The 18,840-nt window shown below is 47.4% G+C and carries 14 protein-coding genes and 1 tRNA gene; 7 read left to right on the top strand and 8 right to left on the bottom strand.

All coding sequences use genetic code 11. The features are described 5' to 3' along the window. Positions 1-141: 141 nt before the first annotated feature. The 3 genes from cas12a to MMG03_RS06655 all read right to left on the bottom strand — a co-directional run bounded on the left by cas12a (position 142) and on the right by MMG03_RS06655 (position 6,089). Positions 142-3,408: a type V CRISPR-associated protein Cas12a/Cpf1 gene (gene cas12a, locus MMG03_RS06665; protein WP_249505929.1), complete on the bottom strand. Its 3,267-nt coding sequence runs from the start codon at positions 3,406-3,408 to the stop codon at positions 142-144. A gap of 158 nt (positions 3,409-3,566) precedes the next feature. Further along, positions 3,567-4,499 (bottom strand): Rpn family recombination-promoting nuclease/putative transposase, encoded by a 933-nt coding sequence (locus tag MMG03_RS06660; protein WP_112132722.1) that lies wholly within the window; start codon positions 4,497-4,499, stop codon positions 3,567-3,569. 291 nt (positions 4,500-4,790) lie between these two features. Further along, positions 4,791-6,089, bottom strand: coding sequence for an ATP-binding protein (locus MMG03_RS06655; RefSeq protein WP_088665897.1), 1,299 nt, complete (start codon positions 6,087-6,089; stop codon positions 4,791-4,793). Between the two features lie 257 nt (positions 6,090-6,346). Between MMG03_RS06655 and MMG03_RS06650 the strand changes: the two genes are divergently transcribed. The 4 genes from MMG03_RS06650 (at position 6,347) to nudC (ending at position 11,671) form a co-directional block, all read left to right on the top strand. Continuing rightward, positions 6,347-7,621 (top strand): saccharopine dehydrogenase family protein, encoded by a 1,275-nt coding sequence (locus tag MMG03_RS06650; protein ID WP_073159501.1) that lies wholly within the window; start codon positions 6,347-6,349, stop codon positions 7,619-7,621. Between the two features lie 164 nt (positions 7,622-7,785). After that, positions 7,786-9,684 carry a biosynthetic arginine decarboxylase gene (speA, locus tag MMG03_RS06645; RefSeq protein WP_073159499.1) on the top strand — a complete coding sequence of 633 codons (1,899 nt, stop codon included), beginning with the start codon at positions 7,786-7,788 and terminating at the stop codon, positions 9,682-9,684. A 96-nt stretch (positions 9,685-9,780) separates the two neighbouring features. Continuing rightward, the gene (locus MMG03_RS06640; protein WP_073286096.1) at positions 9,781-10,854 is read left to right on the top strand and encodes a GGDEF domain-containing protein; all 1,074 of its coding nucleotides are present in this window, start codon (positions 9,781-9,783) and stop codon (positions 10,852-10,854) included. A gap of 1 nt (position 10,855) precedes the next feature. Continuing rightward, positions 10,856-11,671 (top strand): NAD(+) diphosphatase, encoded by an 816-nt coding sequence (gene nudC / locus MMG03_RS06635; RefSeq protein ID WP_073159495.1) that lies wholly within the window; start codon positions 10,856-10,858, stop codon positions 11,669-11,671. 65 nt (positions 11,672-11,736) lie between these two features. Here nudC and MMG03_RS06630 read toward each other — a convergent pair whose 3' ends face one another. The 4 genes from MMG03_RS06630 to MMG03_RS06615 all read right to left on the bottom strand — a co-directional run bounded on the left by MMG03_RS06630 (position 11,737) and on the right by MMG03_RS06615 (position 16,278). Then, positions 11,737-14,535, bottom strand: coding sequence for an ATP-binding protein (locus tag MMG03_RS06630; RefSeq protein ID WP_249505928.1), 2,799 nt, complete (start codon positions 14,533-14,535; stop codon positions 11,737-11,739). A 72-nt stretch (positions 14,536-14,607) separates the two neighbouring features. Then, on the bottom strand, positions 14,608-15,045 hold the full coding sequence (locus MMG03_RS06625) for a nucleoside deaminase (RefSeq protein WP_073159491.1): 438 nt from the start codon (positions 15,043-15,045) through the stop codon (positions 14,608-14,610). Between the two features lie 10 nt (positions 15,046-15,055). Then, complete coding sequence (gene sfsA / locus MMG03_RS06620) at positions 15,056-15,763, bottom strand: DNA/RNA nuclease SfsA (protein ID WP_073286091.1); 708 nt, start codon at positions 15,761-15,763, stop codon at positions 15,056-15,058. A 14-nt stretch (positions 15,764-15,777) separates the two neighbouring features. Further along, positions 15,778-16,278 carry a hypothetical protein gene (locus MMG03_RS06615; RefSeq protein WP_249505927.1) on the bottom strand — a complete coding sequence of 167 codons (501 nt, stop codon included), beginning with the start codon at positions 16,276-16,278 and terminating at the stop codon, positions 15,778-15,780. Positions 16,279-16,336: 58 nt separating this feature from the next. On the opposite strand from MMG03_RS06615, the gene MMG03_RS06610 reads away from it, so the two are divergent. After that, positions 16,337-16,409, top strand: a tRNA-Gly gene (locus MMG03_RS06610). Between the two features lie 504 nt (positions 16,410-16,913). Here MMG03_RS06610 and MMG03_RS06605 read toward each other — a convergent pair. Beyond that, a complete protein-coding gene (locus MMG03_RS06605) occupies positions 16,914-18,050 on the bottom strand; it encodes a YhcG family protein (RefSeq protein ID WP_249505926.1) in 1,137 nt (378 codons plus the stop codon). Positions 18,051-18,257: 207 nt separating this feature from the next. Here MMG03_RS06605 and MMG03_RS06600 point away from each other — a divergent pair, with 207 nt between their 5' ends. Beyond that, complete coding sequence (locus tag MMG03_RS06600; protein ID WP_073159481.1) at positions 18,258-18,437, top strand: hypothetical protein; 180 nt, start codon at positions 18,258-18,260, stop codon at positions 18,435-18,437. Beyond that, a complete protein-coding gene (locus MMG03_RS06595) occupies positions 18,430-18,837 on the top strand; it encodes a hypothetical protein (protein ID WP_249505925.1) in 408 nt (135 codons plus the stop codon). The genes MMG03_RS06600 and MMG03_RS06595 overlap by 8 nt, the downstream gene beginning before the upstream one ends. Positions 18,838-18,840: the final 3 nt, after the last annotated feature.

The following is an 18,840-nucleotide window of genomic DNA, read 5'->3' as shown; positions in this document are numbered from 1 at the left end:
CGAACAACAAGATAAAGCTACTGATACGGACTGCCTATGGCTTCAGGAACATGAACAACATGCTGTCGCTGATAATGTTGAGCTGTTCCTATGTAGATGTAAAGATAGCCTACGAATGGGAATCGGAATCGAGAGAATCATCTAGCAAGGCTGCCTAAATGCTTCCACACATGTTGATGATGCCTCTTTAAAGAAAGACTTTTTCGCATCCATATTTGTCAAATTCTTTGTAGCCACCTTCGAAAGCTTAAAGAAATCAATAAAACCTGTCTTAGGATCAATTTTAGAAGTGTATGCCGCAGGGATATAGAAAATCCATCCGTTTTGTTTTCCAAAATCTGTTAAAGAATCTGGCTTTTGAGTTAACTGGAAAGCGTTTAATACACCACCGGCTTCAGAAACATTTTTGTTTTTAAAGACAAGGAAATTCAACTTTTCAATCAAAGCCAGTTCAAACTTCTGGTAAACCTGCCTTTCAACAGGGAATCGACCACGTTTAAAGCCGTAATTCAATTCTTCCATAACAACGATAGCGTTATGTTCTACCATCATTTTGGCGATTTCGTGTACAACTGCAGAAAGATAACCTTCCTTGATTTCCTTGATGTTGTTAATCGTTTTCCAGTTCTTTCGAGCGTTATCTCTTTCCTTTTCCTTCAGAGTAAGCTTTTGCTGATAATCAACCTGGACGGTTTGGCCATTTCGATTTAACTCAACCAAATTCAAAGTTTTTTGCAGTTCAATTTCACCCTTCTGGTTAATCAAAGATAAATACAGCAAGTGACGTTCACCTCGGTCAATGCCGATAACCTTTACTGTAGGATCTTTAGCCAAAAGCTCTTGAACGCGTTCATTGAATTTTTTGCCAGTAAGTTCTGCGGCCTTAAAGTTCATTGTAATAGGACAATGGAATTGGTAAACATTTTGGGTAAAGCGACGATCCTTGACAATATCATGGGTTGCCTTTTTAACGACAGCATTCTTTTCAAATTCCTTTGCTTCGTCAGAAATTTTGTCTATTATCCCATTTGCTTTCTTGTAAATTTCTTGATAGAATGATTCGGGAATTCTTTTGCCATCTTTACCGATTCTGTTTACCAAATAGGAATCTTTCTTGTGAGCGATAATCTTATCTTCCTTTATCACTTGAGGACGGAAGAAAAGTTCTGCTTCTCCATTTAATTTTAAAACAGTATTCTTCAAATTTTCTTCACTGAAAAGATTTTCCCAGTAAAGAGTATGAAGATTTTTAGAACCGCAACTATTTTCCGCATAGTCTTTGTTATAAATTTGGAATAGGAAAAGCTTACCACAATCAACAAGGTTCTGTATTTCTGATTCGGCAATCTTTGTGAAAGAAATCTTATACCCTTGTTCTGTGATTTCTCTATAAAACTCACTTATATCTGCATACGACTCAGTCTTGGAGAACTTGAAGTTAAATTTTTTCCAATCAGGATGTTGATTGATTGCATCTTTAAACCAATCAATCAGCTTATGACAAAAAATGATGTCAAAAGTATCACCTTTTTTGTACTGTTCCTTCGTATACCCTTCCAATATCTCCTTTGGAGGGTTAAATGTTTCTAGCCCTTTCTTTGAGAAGAAAACCTTGGGCAACATCTTGTTAGGACCAGGCAAAAGCTTATAAACCATTTTTTCATAACAATCGGAAGCATCACATGTAGCCTCGTTGTCAATCTTCGGTTTATCATTCGGATTAAATATGCCTAGGTAATATTTCCCATTTTTTCTTAAGATAATCGCATTATTTGCAGATTCCTTATTGGCATCCCAACCATTCGCCAGTGTTGGGCTATCAAAGTTAAGCTTAAACTTCTTTTCCGTATCAATTTTCTTTGTCACATAGTTTCGAACTTTATTGTACAAGAAAAGAATTCCAGAAAGTCGTTCAATCACCTTCTCGTATGTAGAATAGAAATCGCCATCCTTTTCTGCTTCTCCGCGATAATCCACCAATTCCAAATAATGATAAAGATTCAGGGCACAATCAAGATAAATCTTGATATGTTCGACATCATCATCCTTTTGTTTCAGGTCAGACCCATCTTTATATGAAATTTTCTGAATTAAGGTTACAAAGCCTTCTTCTAAATTTTTTACTTCTAATTCTACGCTACTGAAAGTCTGTTTTACAAGATTATCGTTGTTCAAATAATCAACAATGTTGATTCCTTCCATAGAAGGTGCGCTGGCAAGAATATTTTTCAGTTCCAGTAAAGATTGATCTTTTTTGAGTTCCTTATCAAGAGCATCTTCATCTTTCTTCTTTTTCGGTTCGCCATGTTTTGCTATAAAGTTTTGACGAATTGATTCTTCAACCACATTCCAACGACCTGTGCAAACTTGGGAGTATTCCGTCAGCTTTTTTACAGGAACGATAATCTTGTCTAAATCATATTCAGCATCTACAAACAGCTTTTCAATTTCAGAAAGTTGAGAAATCAATATTTCATGGTATGATTGTACGGCTTTAAACACGTCCTCGTCTTTTTCAAAAGCATCAATGAAAGAGCCGTCTCTATCACTCAAGATTTGCTTATAAAGCATGGACATTTTCCCAATTTTGACATCGGAATGCTGCTGCTTATACAAATTAATACATTCGTTCAATCCCTTAGACTTTTCTTGTCCAGCTTCAGCTGCTGTTCCTCCAAGAACTTGGTTATAAGCGTCGATTCCCTGCTGGGTCAAGCAAGCATTGAATCCATTGACTTCGAAGTAAGAATCAATTTTCTCGTTCTTCAGAGATTTCAATGCATCATTGATAATTTCGGGGTATTTCCCTTTTATTTCCTGAAACAATTTTGCATTAGTCAAGAACTTCGGGAAATTTTCATTCACCAACCTAAAGGAAATTGCTGTAGCTTGTTCCTCGTCGCTATACATATTTTTTCGGTTATCATAAAATCCTGTAAAATATGTGGTAAAACGATCAAATTCTTTAACGATTTCTTCGTTCGCTTTTTCGTCAACTTTGCCCTTAATGTATTCTGGCAGAAGTTCTGTGAACAATTCTTTGGAAAACAGCTTTTTGCCCTTTTCACTGGAAGAGAAAGCCTTAGCAATCTGCTTTCTTAGATTAGTCTGCTGAGTTTGCAGATTTTTCTTATCCCTGGCATCCTTAGTTTTCTGAAATTTTTCAATGGAGTCAGCAAGAGGTTGCCAGTCAAAAGAGTGTGTTGAAAGGACTTCAGCAATAAAATCTCTGTGCAAATTATCAATCAACTGTTTGGCGCCGGGATACTTATCCGCCCTATTTTTATCGGATTCCAAGAATTTTTGGATATTCTCTTCTGTTTTTCCAATAGGAATCAAGCGATTTCTAAGCGTAATGGAACGAGAATATCCATTTTTCTGACCACAGAATTGATGTATAGCTTGCATATAAAATATCCTTATCCATAATATAACACCATTCAAATGTCATATTATGACAATGTTAAATATTTTTCAAAAAAATTGTAAAAAAGCAAAAAAAAAACGAAGATTCATGCAGAACCTTCGGGAATTTTAATGAAACCGTTTGCAGTTCTTAAAACTGATTATTTCGGTTGTCGCAACGAGCGGATTCGTTCTTCGGACAAGCCTGAATAACGAACAATTTCGTCCATAGGTTTACTATCAGACAGCATCTTGAGTGCCGTCTGGACAGCAACACGGTCTTCCGTCTTTTCCACAGCCTTTTCAACGGCTTCTTCGACTTCAGCGTCATGAATCGTCCTGTATGGCGGTCTTACGAAATCCATGTTGAATGCCTCCTTGAAGTTTTCCGAAATCCAGTAGCGAAAATATACATCCATAGACGTAAGTAAGTCAAGGGCCTCGTTTCCAGTCAATGACGTTTTAACCTTTTTTACCATCTGCGCCAGGAAATCGCTATGGTTCTCTGGATTACGTGCGTATTTCAGAGCACCAATGAACGCCCCCAGCCGGGGACTGAAATCATTCAGACACTTGTCATCGGGAACTGTCGAAACATCCAGAAAGACACACTTGAAGGGAAGCAGAATACTCTGCAACGCCTTGGGATAATCAGAATATGTTTCGTCAAGAGGATTCCAAGATTCCGTTCCGTTGTACAAAATAATTGCCACCGAGGGAATGCCTTTGTCCGCATTCTTTTTCAGCTTTTCTACCATCAAATGATAGTGATACCTAATCAACTGATCTACGACACCATCATCAGGCCACGACTTGTGTTCCAGCAAGAATCCCACACAAACCTGGACAGGAATCTTCTTTTTTGACAGACATTCCTTCTTTACCTTGGCCAGAAACGCTAAGTCCGCATAGCCGTGACTTTTCGTATCACTATAGTCGCCAGGAATTCGTTCAAACGATTCTCGGTCCAGTAAATCCACAACAGACTTCAAATCTTCATCACGAGAAGTCAAGTATTCCACAAATTCAAGAAATGTAGATACGTCAGATAAAACATCCCTACAAAAGGGATCATGCAACAATGAAATGTTCATTATATCCTCTGCGTCCTAAAGGGCGCGTTAAATTTTGTGTAGTAAAAGGAGGCTTTGCCCAATGAGGCAAGGCCAGAAACATGTAAAGTTTTAAGGATTCCTTTTGGTGCCCTACGTTACGTGTCCAGATAGCGCTTATCCAGGTACCCTGCGGCTTTGTGCAGTTTAAGAAACTGTGCCGCGAACAGCAAGCAGAGAATTATACGACCGGCTCGTAAGCCGGATGAGAATGACATAAATTTAAACAAACTGTTTTAACAAAGCAAGGGCCAGGAATCATTTATCAAAGCCTTACCCCAAGCACCACTTCCAAACGGGAACGACTTTAATTCCGTCATCCAGAACGGTTTCGGAATCCCAGGTAACGATTAGGCAGTCCTTGACTTTTATTTCATCGCGGGCAAGGCACAAGGCCGACAGTCCGCGATCCGATGTTTCGGATTTTTCCATGTTCCAGGCGACTTGGATTAGCTGCCGTGATTTTGAATTTTGGTCAGTCACCAAAAAGTCAACTTCGCCGCCAGATTTGTTGATGTAATACTCGATTTTATTGTTGCCGCGACGCAGGTGCATAAACACCAGGTTTTCAAGCAGCCAGCCTCGTTCCGCATCATTCTTTGGGGTCATGGCGCGAATGAGTCCGGTATCGACGATGTAGAACTTGTCTGGATTCGTGCGGCGAACAGCCAGAGAATCAGTCCTTATAGAAACCGGATAAATCAAGTATGCATTGACAAAATATTGCAGGTATTCAGAAATGCGTTCGCGATTGTCGGAAGCGCCTATGGCACGGAGCGCACCGGAGATGGCTCGTGTAGAAATTTTGCGGGCGTAGTTGTGGATGATGTAATCCAAAGTATCGCGCAAAGCCTGAGTGCTTGAAATTTCATGGCGTTCAATCACATCGCGATAAACTACGGCATTCACATATTCCTGAAGCAGTTTGTTGCGGATTCGCAAATCTTCGCCTTGAATATCGGGGAAGCCGCCTTCTTCAAGATAACGGATCATGGCGTTTCGCAGCAAGCCCGCCGTTCTCGGAGAAAACGGTGCCTGCGGTACAGTCTTTACAAGACCATTAAAAGTCAGAAATTCCGAAAAAGAAAGCGGGAAAATCTCAACATCGAGAGAACGGCCTCGCAACTGCGTGGCAACTTCTGATGAAAGAAGTTTCGCAGAAGACCCTGTCAGGCAAAGCTGAACGCGATTGGAATCTACCAACCGACGGGCAAACAATTCCCAGCCTTCAACATCCTGGAGTTCATCCAGAAAATACCAACATTTTTCCTTTGCGGCCTCGGGGTACATGGCTGCATGAATTTCCCCAACGAGCTTCAAGTCGTTTGCCGAAACACCTCGCAAGCGCTCATCGTCAAAGTTGATATAAACAATCCGTTCTAATGGAATACCATCGCTAAGCAATTCCTGTATTCGATGAAACGCCACATAGGTCTTGCCCACACGACGCATGCCGATAATGGAGGTCGCATTACGCGCCTTTTCGTAGTATTCAACAACACGGGGGTGAATTTTTTCGGGAAGGCCTTCCTCGTAAAATTCACGCATAATTTCGGCAATTGCATTCTTCATAGCTTGCAATATACATAATTTTCAATTACGTTGCAAAATTGGCTCAAATAACAGGCCAATTTTAAGCAATATTGGCCTAAAAAATAAGCCAATTTTAAAACCAGTAATTTCATCTCCTAAATTCAGGCAATTTTTACCCCATCTTTACTCCCATTTCTAAAGACTCCTCCCCCGCTTTCTATATTTACTAGCACTTATTTTTCTTCAGGGGTCGCCGCCCCTGCACGTTCATTTTTTCAAAAAGGAAAAACAAAAAAATGGCAAGAGCTCTGATTATCGGTTGTGGCGCCGTTGCCACCGTCGCTATCAAGAAGTGCTGCACCGTCAGCGAAGTTTTCTCTGAAATCTGCATTGCAAGCCGCCATCGCGAAAACTGCGAAAAGCTGGCCGAACAGATTCGTCCGAACTCCAAGACGGTGATTACCACCGCTGCCGTTGACGCCGACAAGGCCGAAAACGTGGTGAAGCTGATCAAGGAATACAAGCCTGATCTGGTGATGAACATCGCACTCCCCTACCAGGATCTTGCCATCATGGACGCATGTCTTGAATGCGGCGTGAACTACATGGATACCGCCAACTACGAACCGGAAAACATCGACGATCCGGAATGGCGCAAGGTTTACGACAAGCGCTGCAAGGAAGCAGGCTTTAGCGCCTACTTCGATTACAGCTGGCAGTGGGCATACGCCAAGAAGTTTGAAGAAAAGGGCCTTACCGCACTTCTCGGTTCTGGCTTTGACCCGGGTGTTACCCAGGCTTACTGCGCCTACGCCCTGAAGCACCAGTTCGACACTATCGAAGAAATCGATATCCTGGATTGCAACGGCGGTGATCACGGCTACAAGTTCGCCACCAACTTCAACCCGGAAATCAACCTCCGCGAAGTTTCCGCTCCGGGCAGCTACTGGGACACCGACGCTAACGGCAAGGGCCACTGGGTTGAAATTCCGGCCATGAGCATCAAGCGCGAATACAACTTCAAGGAAGTGGGCCAGAAGGACATGTACCTCCTGCACCACGAAGAAATTGAATCTCTGGCAAAGAACATTCCGGGCGTGAAGCGCATCCGCTTCTTCATGACTTTCGGCCAGAGCTACCTGGACCACATGCGCTGCCTGGAAGACGTGGGCATGCTGCGTACCGATCCTATCATGTTCAACGGTCAGGAAATCGTTCCTATCCAGTTCCTGAAGGCACTCCTTCCGGATCCGGCAAGCCTCGGCCCCCGCACTGTGGGCAAGACCAACATCGGCTGTATTTTCAAGGGCACCAAGGACGGCAAGCCCAAGACTTACTACCTGTTCAACGTTTGCGACCACCAGGAATGCTACAAGGAACTGGGCAGCCAGGCAATCGCCTACACCACCGGCGTTCCCGCTATGTGCGGCGCACTCATGATGCTCACCGGCAAGTGGACTACCCCGGGTGTTCATACTGTTGAAGAATTCGATCCGGATCCGTACATGGACGCACTGAACAAGTACGGCCTCCCCTGGCAGGAAGACTTCAACCCGGTTCTCGTTGATTAGGTATGAGGTATGAGGACGCGGGCGACGCCCGCTCTCAGGTATGAGGTATAATTAGGCGCCAAAGGCGCGATTATCTAACTGAAAGGGAGCGAAGCTCCCGACCTCAAAGAGAGCGAAGCGAACGACCTCAAACCTCAAACCTCAAAATCCAAAGGATTTTGATCATGAAGAAATGGCGTATCGACGACTCACGCGATTTGTACAACGTTCGCGGTTGGGGCGTCAACTATTTTGACATCAACGACAAGGGCCACGCAACTGTTTCTCCCATGAAGGACAAGGGCTGCGAAATTGACCTTTACGAGCTGGTACAGGAACTGTCCATCCGTGACGTTTCCACTCCCATGCTCCTGCGTTTCCCCGACATTCTGGACAGCCGTATCGAAAAGCTGAACGAATGCTTCAACAACGCCCGCAAGGAATACGGCTTCGAAGGCACCTACTACGGCATGTTCCCCATCAAGGTGAACCAGCAGCGCGCCGTGCTGGAAGAAGTTGTTCGTCATGGCAAGAAGTACAACATCGGTCTTGAAGCAGGTTCCAAGCCAGAACTCCACGCCGTGCTTGCCAATATGGATAATCCGGACGCACTGATTATCTGTAACGGTTACAAGGACGAAGACTTTATCGAACTGGCTCTCCTTGCGCAGAAGATGGGCAAGAAGATCTTTATCGTGGTCGAAAAGATGAACGAGCTCCACCTGGTGGTGGAACTGTCCCGTCGCATCGGCATCCGCCCCAACATCGGTGTCCGCATCAAGCTGGCAAGCTCCGGCAGCGGCAAGTGGGAAGAATCCGGTGGTTACCACAGCAAGTTTGGTCTCAACAGTTCTGAACTCCTGGAAGCCTTGGACTACATCAAGGAAGAAGGAATGGAAGACTGCCTGAAGCTGATCCATTTCCACCTGGGTAGCCAGATTACCAACATTCGCCACATCAAGAGCGGCCTGCGTGAAGTCTCCCAGTTCTACGTGCAGATTCGCAAGATGGGTATGGGCCTTGAATTCGTGGACGTTGGTGGCGGTCTCGGCGTAGACTACGATGGCACTCGCAGTTCCAACGCCAGCTCCGTGAACTACTCCATCCAGGAATACGCCAACGACGTGGTGTACGCCCTGTACGAAGCCTGCCAGGAAGCAAAGCTGCCTCACCCCAACGTGATTGCAGAATCTGGCCGAGCCCTTACAGCACACCACTCCATTCTGGTGTTCAACATTCTGGAAACTGCAGGTCAGGCCTTCTTCAACGAAGAAGAACATGAAATCGGTGACGACGCTCCCGACGCACTGAAGGACCTGTACAGCATCTATAAGGGTCTTACTCCCAAGAACCTGCTGGAAAGCTGGCACGACGCCATGCAGCTGAACGATGACGTTCTGAACGGCTTCAAGGTGGGCGACTACGACTTGCCTACCCGCGCCATGAGCGAACGACTGTTCTGGAGCATCGCCCGCGAAGTGAACCAGATCGCAAGCGAACTGCGCCATGCTCCGTACGAACTGGCAGAACTCCCCCGCCTGCTGGCCGAAAAGTACTTCGGCAACTTCAGCTTGTTCCAGAGCCTGCCCGACAGCTGGGCTATCGACCAGATTTTCCCGGTGATGCCCATCCAGCGCCTGAACGAAGAACCTACTGTCGAAACCACCATCCAGGACGTGACTTGCGACTCTGATGGTAAGATCGGCATGTTCGTTCGCGGTGGTGACGTGGCCCGCACTCTTCCCCTGCATAAGCTGAAGAAGGACGATCCCTATTACATCGCCGTTTACCTCGTCGGTGCCTACCAGGAAATTCTCGGCGACATGCACAACCTCTTCGGCGACACCAACGCCGTCCACATTGTCTGCGACAACAAGGGCGGCTACGAGATCGACAAGATCATCGACGGCGAATCTGTTGAAGATGTGCTGGACTACGTGAACTTCAGCGACAAGGCCCTGGTGAAGACCATGGAAAACTGGGTGACCGGTTCCGTGAAGGAAGGCAAGATCTCTGTGAAGGAAGGCAAGGAATTCCTGAACATCTACCGTTCCGGCCTTTACGGCTACACCTACCTGGAATAGTGAACCGTTAAATAGTTCCACGTTAGACTATAAGAAGCCCCGTCTTGTGACGAGGCTTTCTTTTTTTTCGGGTCCCAAACTTTTATATTTGGGTAGATGCTTCAGTTCATCAAAAAGACTTTTATCCACGAGACATTCGAAAGCGTGACCTTCTGGGGCGTGCTGTTTTTTTGTTTTATGGCCTCCATCGCTTCAGCCATCTTTACGGCCATGGAAGACCTGGGTAAAGTCGCCGCCATCTACACAGCCTTCATCACCTTCTACTTCGTGATCCTGGCCATCGTGGCCCAGATGACCAAGAAACACCAGGCCTGCTATTCGGCCATGTGCTTCGCCCTGAACACCCTGATTCTGCCGCCCATGTTCTTTATCTGCGGCGGCCTGAACAGCGGCATGCCCTTTTACTGTATTACCAGTCTGCTGATCACGTCGCTGATTTCAAATTTCAGGACCCGTGTAATCATGGCCATTTATTCCCTGATTCTCTACACGTCCATACTGTTCTACGACTGGTACAATCCTGAACTTTCGCCGCCCCTGGAACCCTTCGACACCATCCTGGATCAGGTGGTCTCCTTCGTTTTCATGGCCCTGCTGATTTTTACCACGGTGTCTTACCTGCTGAAGGCGTACCACCTGGAACGCCAGAAGAAAGACGAAGTCATCGCCAAGCTGGATTACCTTTCGACCCACGACCCCCTTACCGGGCTTTACAACCGACGCATCTTTATCGAGCGCATCCGCAACCAGGTGCTCTCTAGCCCTGCCGGATATTATCTGCTCATGTTCGACATCGATTACTTCAAGCAGATCAACGACACTTACGGCCACCTGTTCGGCGACCAGGTTCTCGAAAGCATCGGCCAGCTGGCCAAGAACATTTGCAACAGAGAAGGCGAAATGGCAGTGCGCTACGGCGGCGAAGAATTCATCTTGCTGATTTGCGAAGACAACTACACCAGCGCCATGGCCAAGGCCGAAGATTTCCGCAAGAGGGTATCGGCCATAAAGTTCGAAGACCAGCCCAACGTAAGCATCAATATCAGCGGCGGCTTTATCGACTGCTATAACCCGAACTTTACCAACTACGACAAGATACTGACCGTCGTAGACGAACGACTCTACACGGCAAAGTCTAACGGACGCAATCAGATTATCGGTAAATACTAGAATGATCCACGAAATCGCCCCCCACGTTCTCGACAACCAGTTTAAGATCCAGGATCCGAAAGCAGACGATTACTGCATACTTTATAACGGAAGCAAGAGCCTTCTGAAAAAGACCGCCTCGGGCTACGCCATTCCCACCGTCAGCGAGATTCCCGATTTCGAGGGACATTACCTGCTGAACATCGACGGTCGCGCCTACTTTACGCAGCAGGTGGCCGAAGACTACGAAGCCCCCGAAGGCTTCGAGTTCATGGGCAACCGCAGCTTTAGAACCATGAGCCCCCTGGAACGCATGGGTGGCGCCACGGCAGCCCACATCGCCCACTGGGAATCCCTGAACAAGTTCTGCGGCAAGTGCGGCAACGTCACCATCCGCGGCGACAGGGAACGCAGCATTATCTGCCCCAAGTGCGGCAACACGGTTTACCCGCGAATCTCGCCGGTGGTTATCGTTGCGGTCCGTAACGGCGACAAGCTGTTGATGGCCCACAACATCGACAATCCCAACCCCAGACTGTTCCTGATCTCTGGCTTTGTAGAAATCGGCGAATCCCTGGAGCAGGCCGCCCACCGCGAAGTCATGGAAGAGGCAGGCGTCAAAATCAAGAACCTGAAGTACTTTGGAAGTCAGCCCTGGCCCTTCAGCGATTCGCTGATCGCCGGCTGGACCGCAGAACTAGATGGCGACGATACCATCCACATGCAGGCCGAAGAACTTTCAGAAGCCATGTGGGTCAAGAGAGAAGACATCCCCCCTTACGAGACAGACGTAAGCATCAGCTGTTGCCTCATCGAAGATTTCCGCAACAACCCCTAGAGCAACAACCCCTAGAGCCGCAGCCCTAAAAAGCTTAAACCTAAAGCCCCGAGAAAATCGGGGTTTTATCGTAGGTACTTTTCCATCAGCATCACCAACCTGGACACGTTGATGGGCTTTGCAATATGGTCGTTCATGCCCGAACGCTTGGAAGTTTCCATATCTTCGGTAAAGGCATTGGCACTCATGGCCACAATAGGAATCGTGGTCGCATCAGGCTTTCCGGAACTACGGATAGCGCGTGTGGCCTGATGTCCATCCATCATAGGCATCTGGATATCCATGAAGATCATGTCGTAATATCCCGCGTCGTGCTCCTCGTACATCGAGAAGGCTTCCTTGCCGTTCCAGGCGGTCTCGAAGTTGATCTTCGTCGTCGCAAAGAATTCCTTGGCGATTTCCATGTTCAGTTCGTTGTCTTCTACAATAAGAATTCGCTTGTCCGAGAAATCCTTCTGCAGGAGCTGATCCAGCGAAACGTCGTCGACAGAGCCGGCGGACTGTTCCTTTCCGACCATCAGCTTGAAGGGAACTTCGATCCTGGAGCCCTTGCCCAGAACGCTATCGACCCTGATATCGCCATCCATCATGCGGGCAAGGCTTCGGGCAATAGACATCCCCAGGCCGGTCCCCTGGATAGCCCTCTTGTTTTCGTCGAGCTCGTCGCGGGAGAAAGGTTCGAAAATCTTTTCCAGATACTTCGGATCCATGCCCAGGCCGTTGTCTTCACAGACAAACAAGTAATCTGCAAAGCCGATCGTCGAAGACGGGAGTTCCGAAAGCGTGGCCTTGATGGTTCCGCCCTCGGGTGTATACTTGATTGCATTAGAAAGAATATTCAGAATCACCTGGCGCAGGCGAAGGGGATCGCCCACGGCATTCATGTTCCGCAGGCCGCTGTAGTCCACCACGAAGTTGTGATGCTTCTGGCTAGCCAGGGACTGGGCCATATTGGTAATGTCGATGAACATCTTGTCGATAGCGAATTCTTCCCTGTTCAAGGTGGTTCTGCCCGACTCGATTCGAGAAACATCCAGCACGTCGTTGATCAGCGAAAGCAGGTGGTCGCTGGCCCCCGAAATCTTCTTGAGGCAATCCTTCAGCTTTTCAGGGTCATCCAGGTGGGCCGTCGCAATGGCCGTCATACCGATAATGCCGTTCATGGGCGTACGGATATCATGGCTCATGCTGTTCAAGAAGGTGGTCTTCGCGCGGCTTGCTTCCTGGGCTGCGGCCAACGCAATCTTCAGATGGTCATAACTACTTTCTAGCTGACGGTTAGCCTTCTTGTACTTCATCTCAGACCTGAAAGTACGAACCAAAAGAACCACGATCACAAACAGAACAGAACCACCCACAATCATGAAAGTCAGATAGTTCTGCTTGATCACGTCGAGGAACGAAGTGTTGTAATCCTGCAGGGCGCTGCTGGTAAGGGCCGCATCCAGTTCCTCCCTGGGAATCAGCGAAATGCAGCGGTTCAAAATAGAGTAGAGGATCAGGTCGTCGTTCCTAACCGCAAAAGAAAGCTTCATGATATGGCTGGTGGCGATCCCGAACAAGTTGAGTTCGTCCAGCTTGCGCTCAAGATGCTTGATGCGGAAGTTGCTGACCAGAAGCGTCGTGGCCTTCTTCTGGGAAACATACCTCAAGGCATCGTCAGTAGTCGCCACAATGACCGGCTTCCACTTGGGGAAGTGTACCTGCAAGAAACTTTCGTAATTGGGATTATCCCTGTTGACCGCCACCACATTCTCGTTCACCACAGAGAAATTCTTGTAGTTATCCTTGTGGACAATCGCATACATGTCGGTACCGGCAAAAGACTTCGTAGAAAGGACCCCCGCCTTTTCGGAATCGTACGGATCCAGGTTGATGGGGAACACGCAATCCACGTCGCCGCGCTTCAAGGCATCCAGCGAAGCCTGGGTCGAAGCAAAAGCCACCGGTTCGAACTTTATAGAGGCATTCTTGAACACCGAAGACATCATCTTCAGATAATCGCTGAGCGCCCCCTTAAGCTCCCCCGTCTTTTCATCCTTGGCGCAAAAGGCCATGTAGTTGTCGCGGTAGCCCACCTTGATGGTCCTACGCTTCTTGAGCCATTCCAGCTCGTTTGCGTCCAGGAACTTGTTGTTCCTGAGATTGTCAACATACTTCTTGTAAAGATCCTGGGTGTAATAGCCGTTGGTCCTGAACACCGCCGCCATGGCACGGTTCAGTTCTTCTAAAAGGTCAGGGCGTTTCTTGTTGACGCCAAAGAAAATATCAGATGAACCAATTTCCGTCTGAGGTACCATCTGCTCAACCGTCTCATAGGCATCGCCACTGACAATGGCATCCAGCTTGCCGCTATTGAGCATGGCCGCCTGCACCGACTCGTCATCGACCAGTTCCACAATCTTTGCCTTGATTCCCATCTGGGATTCCCACTTCTTGAAAATCCCGACCTGCACGCTCCCCTTGTTGACCCCCACCATCTTGCCCTCAAGATTCCTTACATCGGCAAAGGAGGCCCCCGCCGCCAGAGGTGCATAAAGCAGGTACTTTTCTACACCCATGGCATAAGACGAAAAAAGAATGCTGCGGGTGCGGTCCTCCGTAAAGGACACATCCGACAGAAGGTCAATCTTGCCCTCCTTGAGCATCTGGAACAAGTTGGGCCAGCTATCCTCTACATACTCATAACGCCAGCCCGTGTAAGTGGCGATATCCCGCTGGAATTCATACGCATAGCCGGAAAGTCGCCCGAATTCATCCCTGTGGCAAAAACGGGAGTCGAAACACCCCACGCGCACCACCTTCTCTGCAAACGCAGAAAGGCAGAAACTCAACAAAACCAAACAGAAAACATACTTTTTCATTACATCAAAAAACAATAGTCAAAAAAAAAGGCGGTGTCAAACCGCCCCGCCTACAAAAGCCCCCAATTTAGCCTAGTAACGGACATCCGTACTCTTGACATATTCCTCGTAAAGCACCAGACCCTCGGCGCGGTCGCACTCCTCGGGCTTCAGGGGATTATTGTAGAATTGGTCGTCGCGGAACCCGATCTTTTCGGTATCTTCCAGGTTGCAGGCATAATAGCACTTGGTCATGTTAGACCACTGAATGGCCCCCATGCACATAGGGCAAGGGTACCCCGTGGTATAAATCTCGCAACCCGTCAGGTCGAAAGTCCCCAGGTTCTTGCAGGCGTCGCGAATGGCCATCATCTCGCCATGGCAAGTAGGGTCGGCATTCTTGAGCACCTGATTGTGGCCGGCACCCACCACCTTGCCATCCTTGACAACAACAGCCCCGAAAGGGCCGCCATGCTTATGCTCGATACCCACGCGGGCCTCGTCGATGGCGATTTTCATAAACGGATTCATGGAGAACCTCCTAGATTTCCAGTGGCACAGGAGCGTCGTGTACGAGAGTATCCGGCGTTACCTTACAATCATACACAAAAATCTTGACGCCGGCATCCCGGGCGGCCTTCAAGGCTATTCCAAATTGAGGGTGAGTCTCTACGTTAGGCGAAAACTTGCGGCAACCCTTCATCTGAATCAAGAACAGGATGCCACATTCGTAAGGGGTACCATCTTCGGCACGATGCCCATGGCGAAGAATATCCGCCAGCTCCGTCAAGTGCTTTACCCCCCGTTCCGTAGGGGCGTCGGGGAACTTGGCGTGGCCCCCGGATTCCAGGGTGCAGCCCTTCACCTCCACGAACATCTTTCGGCCGCTGAACTCCACATAAAAATCGAAACGGGACTTGCCATAAGTAAATTCCGGCCGGAGCAAGGTGATACCCGGGAAAATCTCTCCGTGGGCGCGGATCCACTCGGCAGCCACCTTGTTGGGCGCCTGGCTATCCATATTGATCAGCAGGTCCCCCTTTTCGACAGCGATCAAGTCGTAGGGAGTCTTGCGGGCCGGATTCTCCGACTTCTCAAGATAAACGGTGCAACCGGGAACCAGAAGCTCCTTGCAACGCCCCGTGTTCTTGACATGGACAACCGTATCGACCCCACCCAACTCTACATGGGCAATAAACCGGTTAGGACGGCTAATAAATTTGGCGGGGACGACGGTGGAATAACGCATACTTTATATACAACCTAAGGATTGGGTTCTGCAACAGGTACCGCAGGCTTGTTCGTCACCACCACATACAAGGTATCGTGGACCACCACCGTGTCGCGCACATAGACCGTATCGGCCCTGCAGGCCTGATCCGCAGAAGAAGAACTCAAAACTGCCGCCGATGATTTCGGAGTTGCCGCAAGCTGCGTCGGAATCGCCGCAGACGAACTCGGGCTTGCCGCAGGCTGGCTCTTGTACACCGCAATCAGGGAATCGCGGGAGGCGCTCAGGGCCACCAGCTCCTTCTTGTACCGTTCCCTGTTCGCCGGACGGCGTTCGCGGGAATACTTCCCCTCCACCTTGCTGATCTTGGACTCCAGACCATGAATCTCGTCGCAAATGGGCCCCTGGCAGTCAAAAGACTCCGTAGGGCTAAAGAAATCCTTAAACTTGTCCCACATGGACTTTTCTGCGAAAGCAGAACCCACAACGAACAAAACACCCGCAAAAACGCCGACAACAATACGATTTGACATAAATAATCCCCAATACGAGATGACACAATGATAGAAAATTACTACATTACAAAACAACGCGGAAGTAGCTCAGTTGGTAGAGCGCGACCTTCCCAAGGTCGATGTCGAGGGTTCGAGACCCTTTTTCCGCTCTAAATCAAAAGGACCAGGATTTTTCCTGGTCTTTTTGATTTATGGTTGTAGAATTTGGTATTAAGAACGTCAATAAGTCTTCAAATAGTATTTCCCATCAAGAATACAGAATGTATTATCCGAAGCCTTGCAAACAATATCAGGAATCAACGTTTCCTTGAGGTATGCAAAAGTCTCGTTGATAGTTCGGTCCCAGTCAATTTCGCCTTCACCATTGGTCTCTATAACTTCTTGGTAGTTGGTGTAGATTCCATTCTCGTAATAGGGAACAATTGTTGATATACTTGGGATAGCATTTCAGAACGCAATTTTTCGTATACACCACACCCACGTACTTTATTACGTAGGCTATATCGGAATTTTCGGTAATATCTTCGGAAATAACTTCGCTTTCTTCAGTGAGTTGATCCAAGTCGAAAGTTTTCCTATTGACAGCCTAGGCAACACCGGAACGCTTAAGAGCCGAAGGCTGATTTCGGCGTCTTTGGCATATCAGTTCTATTTTAGGATCTTTGCGATTTTTCAAAGATATCCTTTTGCATTTCTATTTCGCGGGCAAGGACCTCTTTAGACGGCATGTAGGTCAAGTACTTGGCGGCATACATTCTTTTATTCGTCGCCAATGTGGAGAATTTCGCCACATCCCCGTTCGTTTCGGAACAAAGAATAACGCCAATGGTAGGGTTGTCACCTTCGGAACGCTTGTGGGTGTCATAAAGTTTCAAGTACATATCCATCTGCCCAACATCTTCGTAACAAATCTTGCGGGTCTTGAGATCTACAAGCACAAAGCATTTGAGCATGTAGTTATAAAACACCAGATCTATATAATAGTCGTCTTCTTCTGTATGAATATGCTGCTGGCGACTTACCAGCGCGTAGCCCTTGCCCATTTCCATGAGGAATTTTTGCAGATGGTTCAAAATGGCATTCTCAAGTGTTGTCTCTGTAAATGCAGCATCTTGATTCAAACCAAGAAATTCCACGATCATGGGATTTTTAATGAACTGAGATTTTTCTTTTTGGTAATCCGCTGTAAGGGATTTCATTTCCCTAACCACAACGGCTTTTTTGTTCTTAGGAGTCTGCACCAAACGATAATAATACTGCGAGGCGATATTTCGTTTCAAAGTGCGGTAATCCCACTGCTCTGAGGCTGCTTCCTGCATATACCAGTGACGAGCCTTTTCGTCGGCGACACGCATTAAGTTTTCATAATGCATCCACGATAATTGAGGGAGTATAGCACTTCCCTCGTCGTTCAATTTAGCAACCATTGGTTGCTGAATTTGGTCCACCACTTCCACAAATTTGTTCGGCAGAATCTGAAGGACTTGCAAATTCGGAAACATCAGGTAAAATTTCCTGAAATTGCGAATAACGGTTTCCGAATACCCCTTCCCGAATTTTTCGGTCAGCGACTCCGACGCCAACTGAATCACATGCTTGCCGTAACCCGCGCGGGCCTTTCCCTGCTGCTCCTGCTCCACAATGCGCCAGCCGATAAGCCAGTTGCACGCCACCTGCATAAGGTTCGCCGCACGGAAACTCATGTCGCGAGCGGTGGAAACGATGGTTCCTAAATCCTTGACGAACAACTTGTCGTCAAACTTTTTCAAAGCCGAGTTCTCTCTGGGCATAGTATCTCCTTTGGATAAAAAAAAACACCTGTTTTTCACAGATGTCATAGAGATACTTTTCGTACGTCAGGCAGAATGTCAGCTATTTATAAAACGCTGGCAAGGGTCGTTTTGTAATTTATACGTAAAATATCAAGATCCGCCGCAATCATCATTGCCCACCCCTTGCACAGGCAAAAAATTTTGTGTATCTTTTATGACGTAATTATGGCAACCTCTAGCATTACGCACAATTTCGTGTTTGACGCAGAAAGCACTCAGCGGTTCGCTGACCAGCTCGAAGCCGCCGAACGCGACGCTCAGAAACCCATTCCCCAAATCGCAAGATTTGTGACGGACCCCAAGGAAATCCTTGCTTTTATGTCAAAGCAAGGAAATAATGGGTAATAATTACACCGTCATCAATCTCAAACAATATCTAGACGCAAAAGGCAAAAATCTTCTACCGGATGACCAAATCTACAAGGATTTTGGTTCATTTTCGTGTGGTCCCAATGCAGATGTAGAGCGCTTTTTGCTCAATAATTCCATTTCTTTTTCACGAAAGAAACTGTCTGTGAGCTATTGCGTTTATGATGGCGACAAACATCTTGTCGGCTATTTCGCTCTTGCCGTAAAGCCAGTCACATTCCGTAGCGAGGTTCTTAGCAAAACCGCTCGAAAGGTGGTTGAACGTGTCAGCAAGTACAATGCAAATACAAAGGAGTATAGCGCCAGCGGGTATCTCACTGCGCAGCTGGGAAAGAACTTTCGTATTGCGAAGGAACTGCAGATTTCTGGAATGTGAAAA

It is taken from the genome of Fibrobacter sp. HC4 (assembly GCF_023373925.1).
Taxonomy (GTDB): Bacteria; Fibrobacterota; Fibrobacteria; order Fibrobacterales; family Fibrobacteraceae; genus Fibrobacter.
Note: the sequence above shows the minus strand (reverse complement) of the source record. Positions and strands in the feature narration are given on the sequence as shown.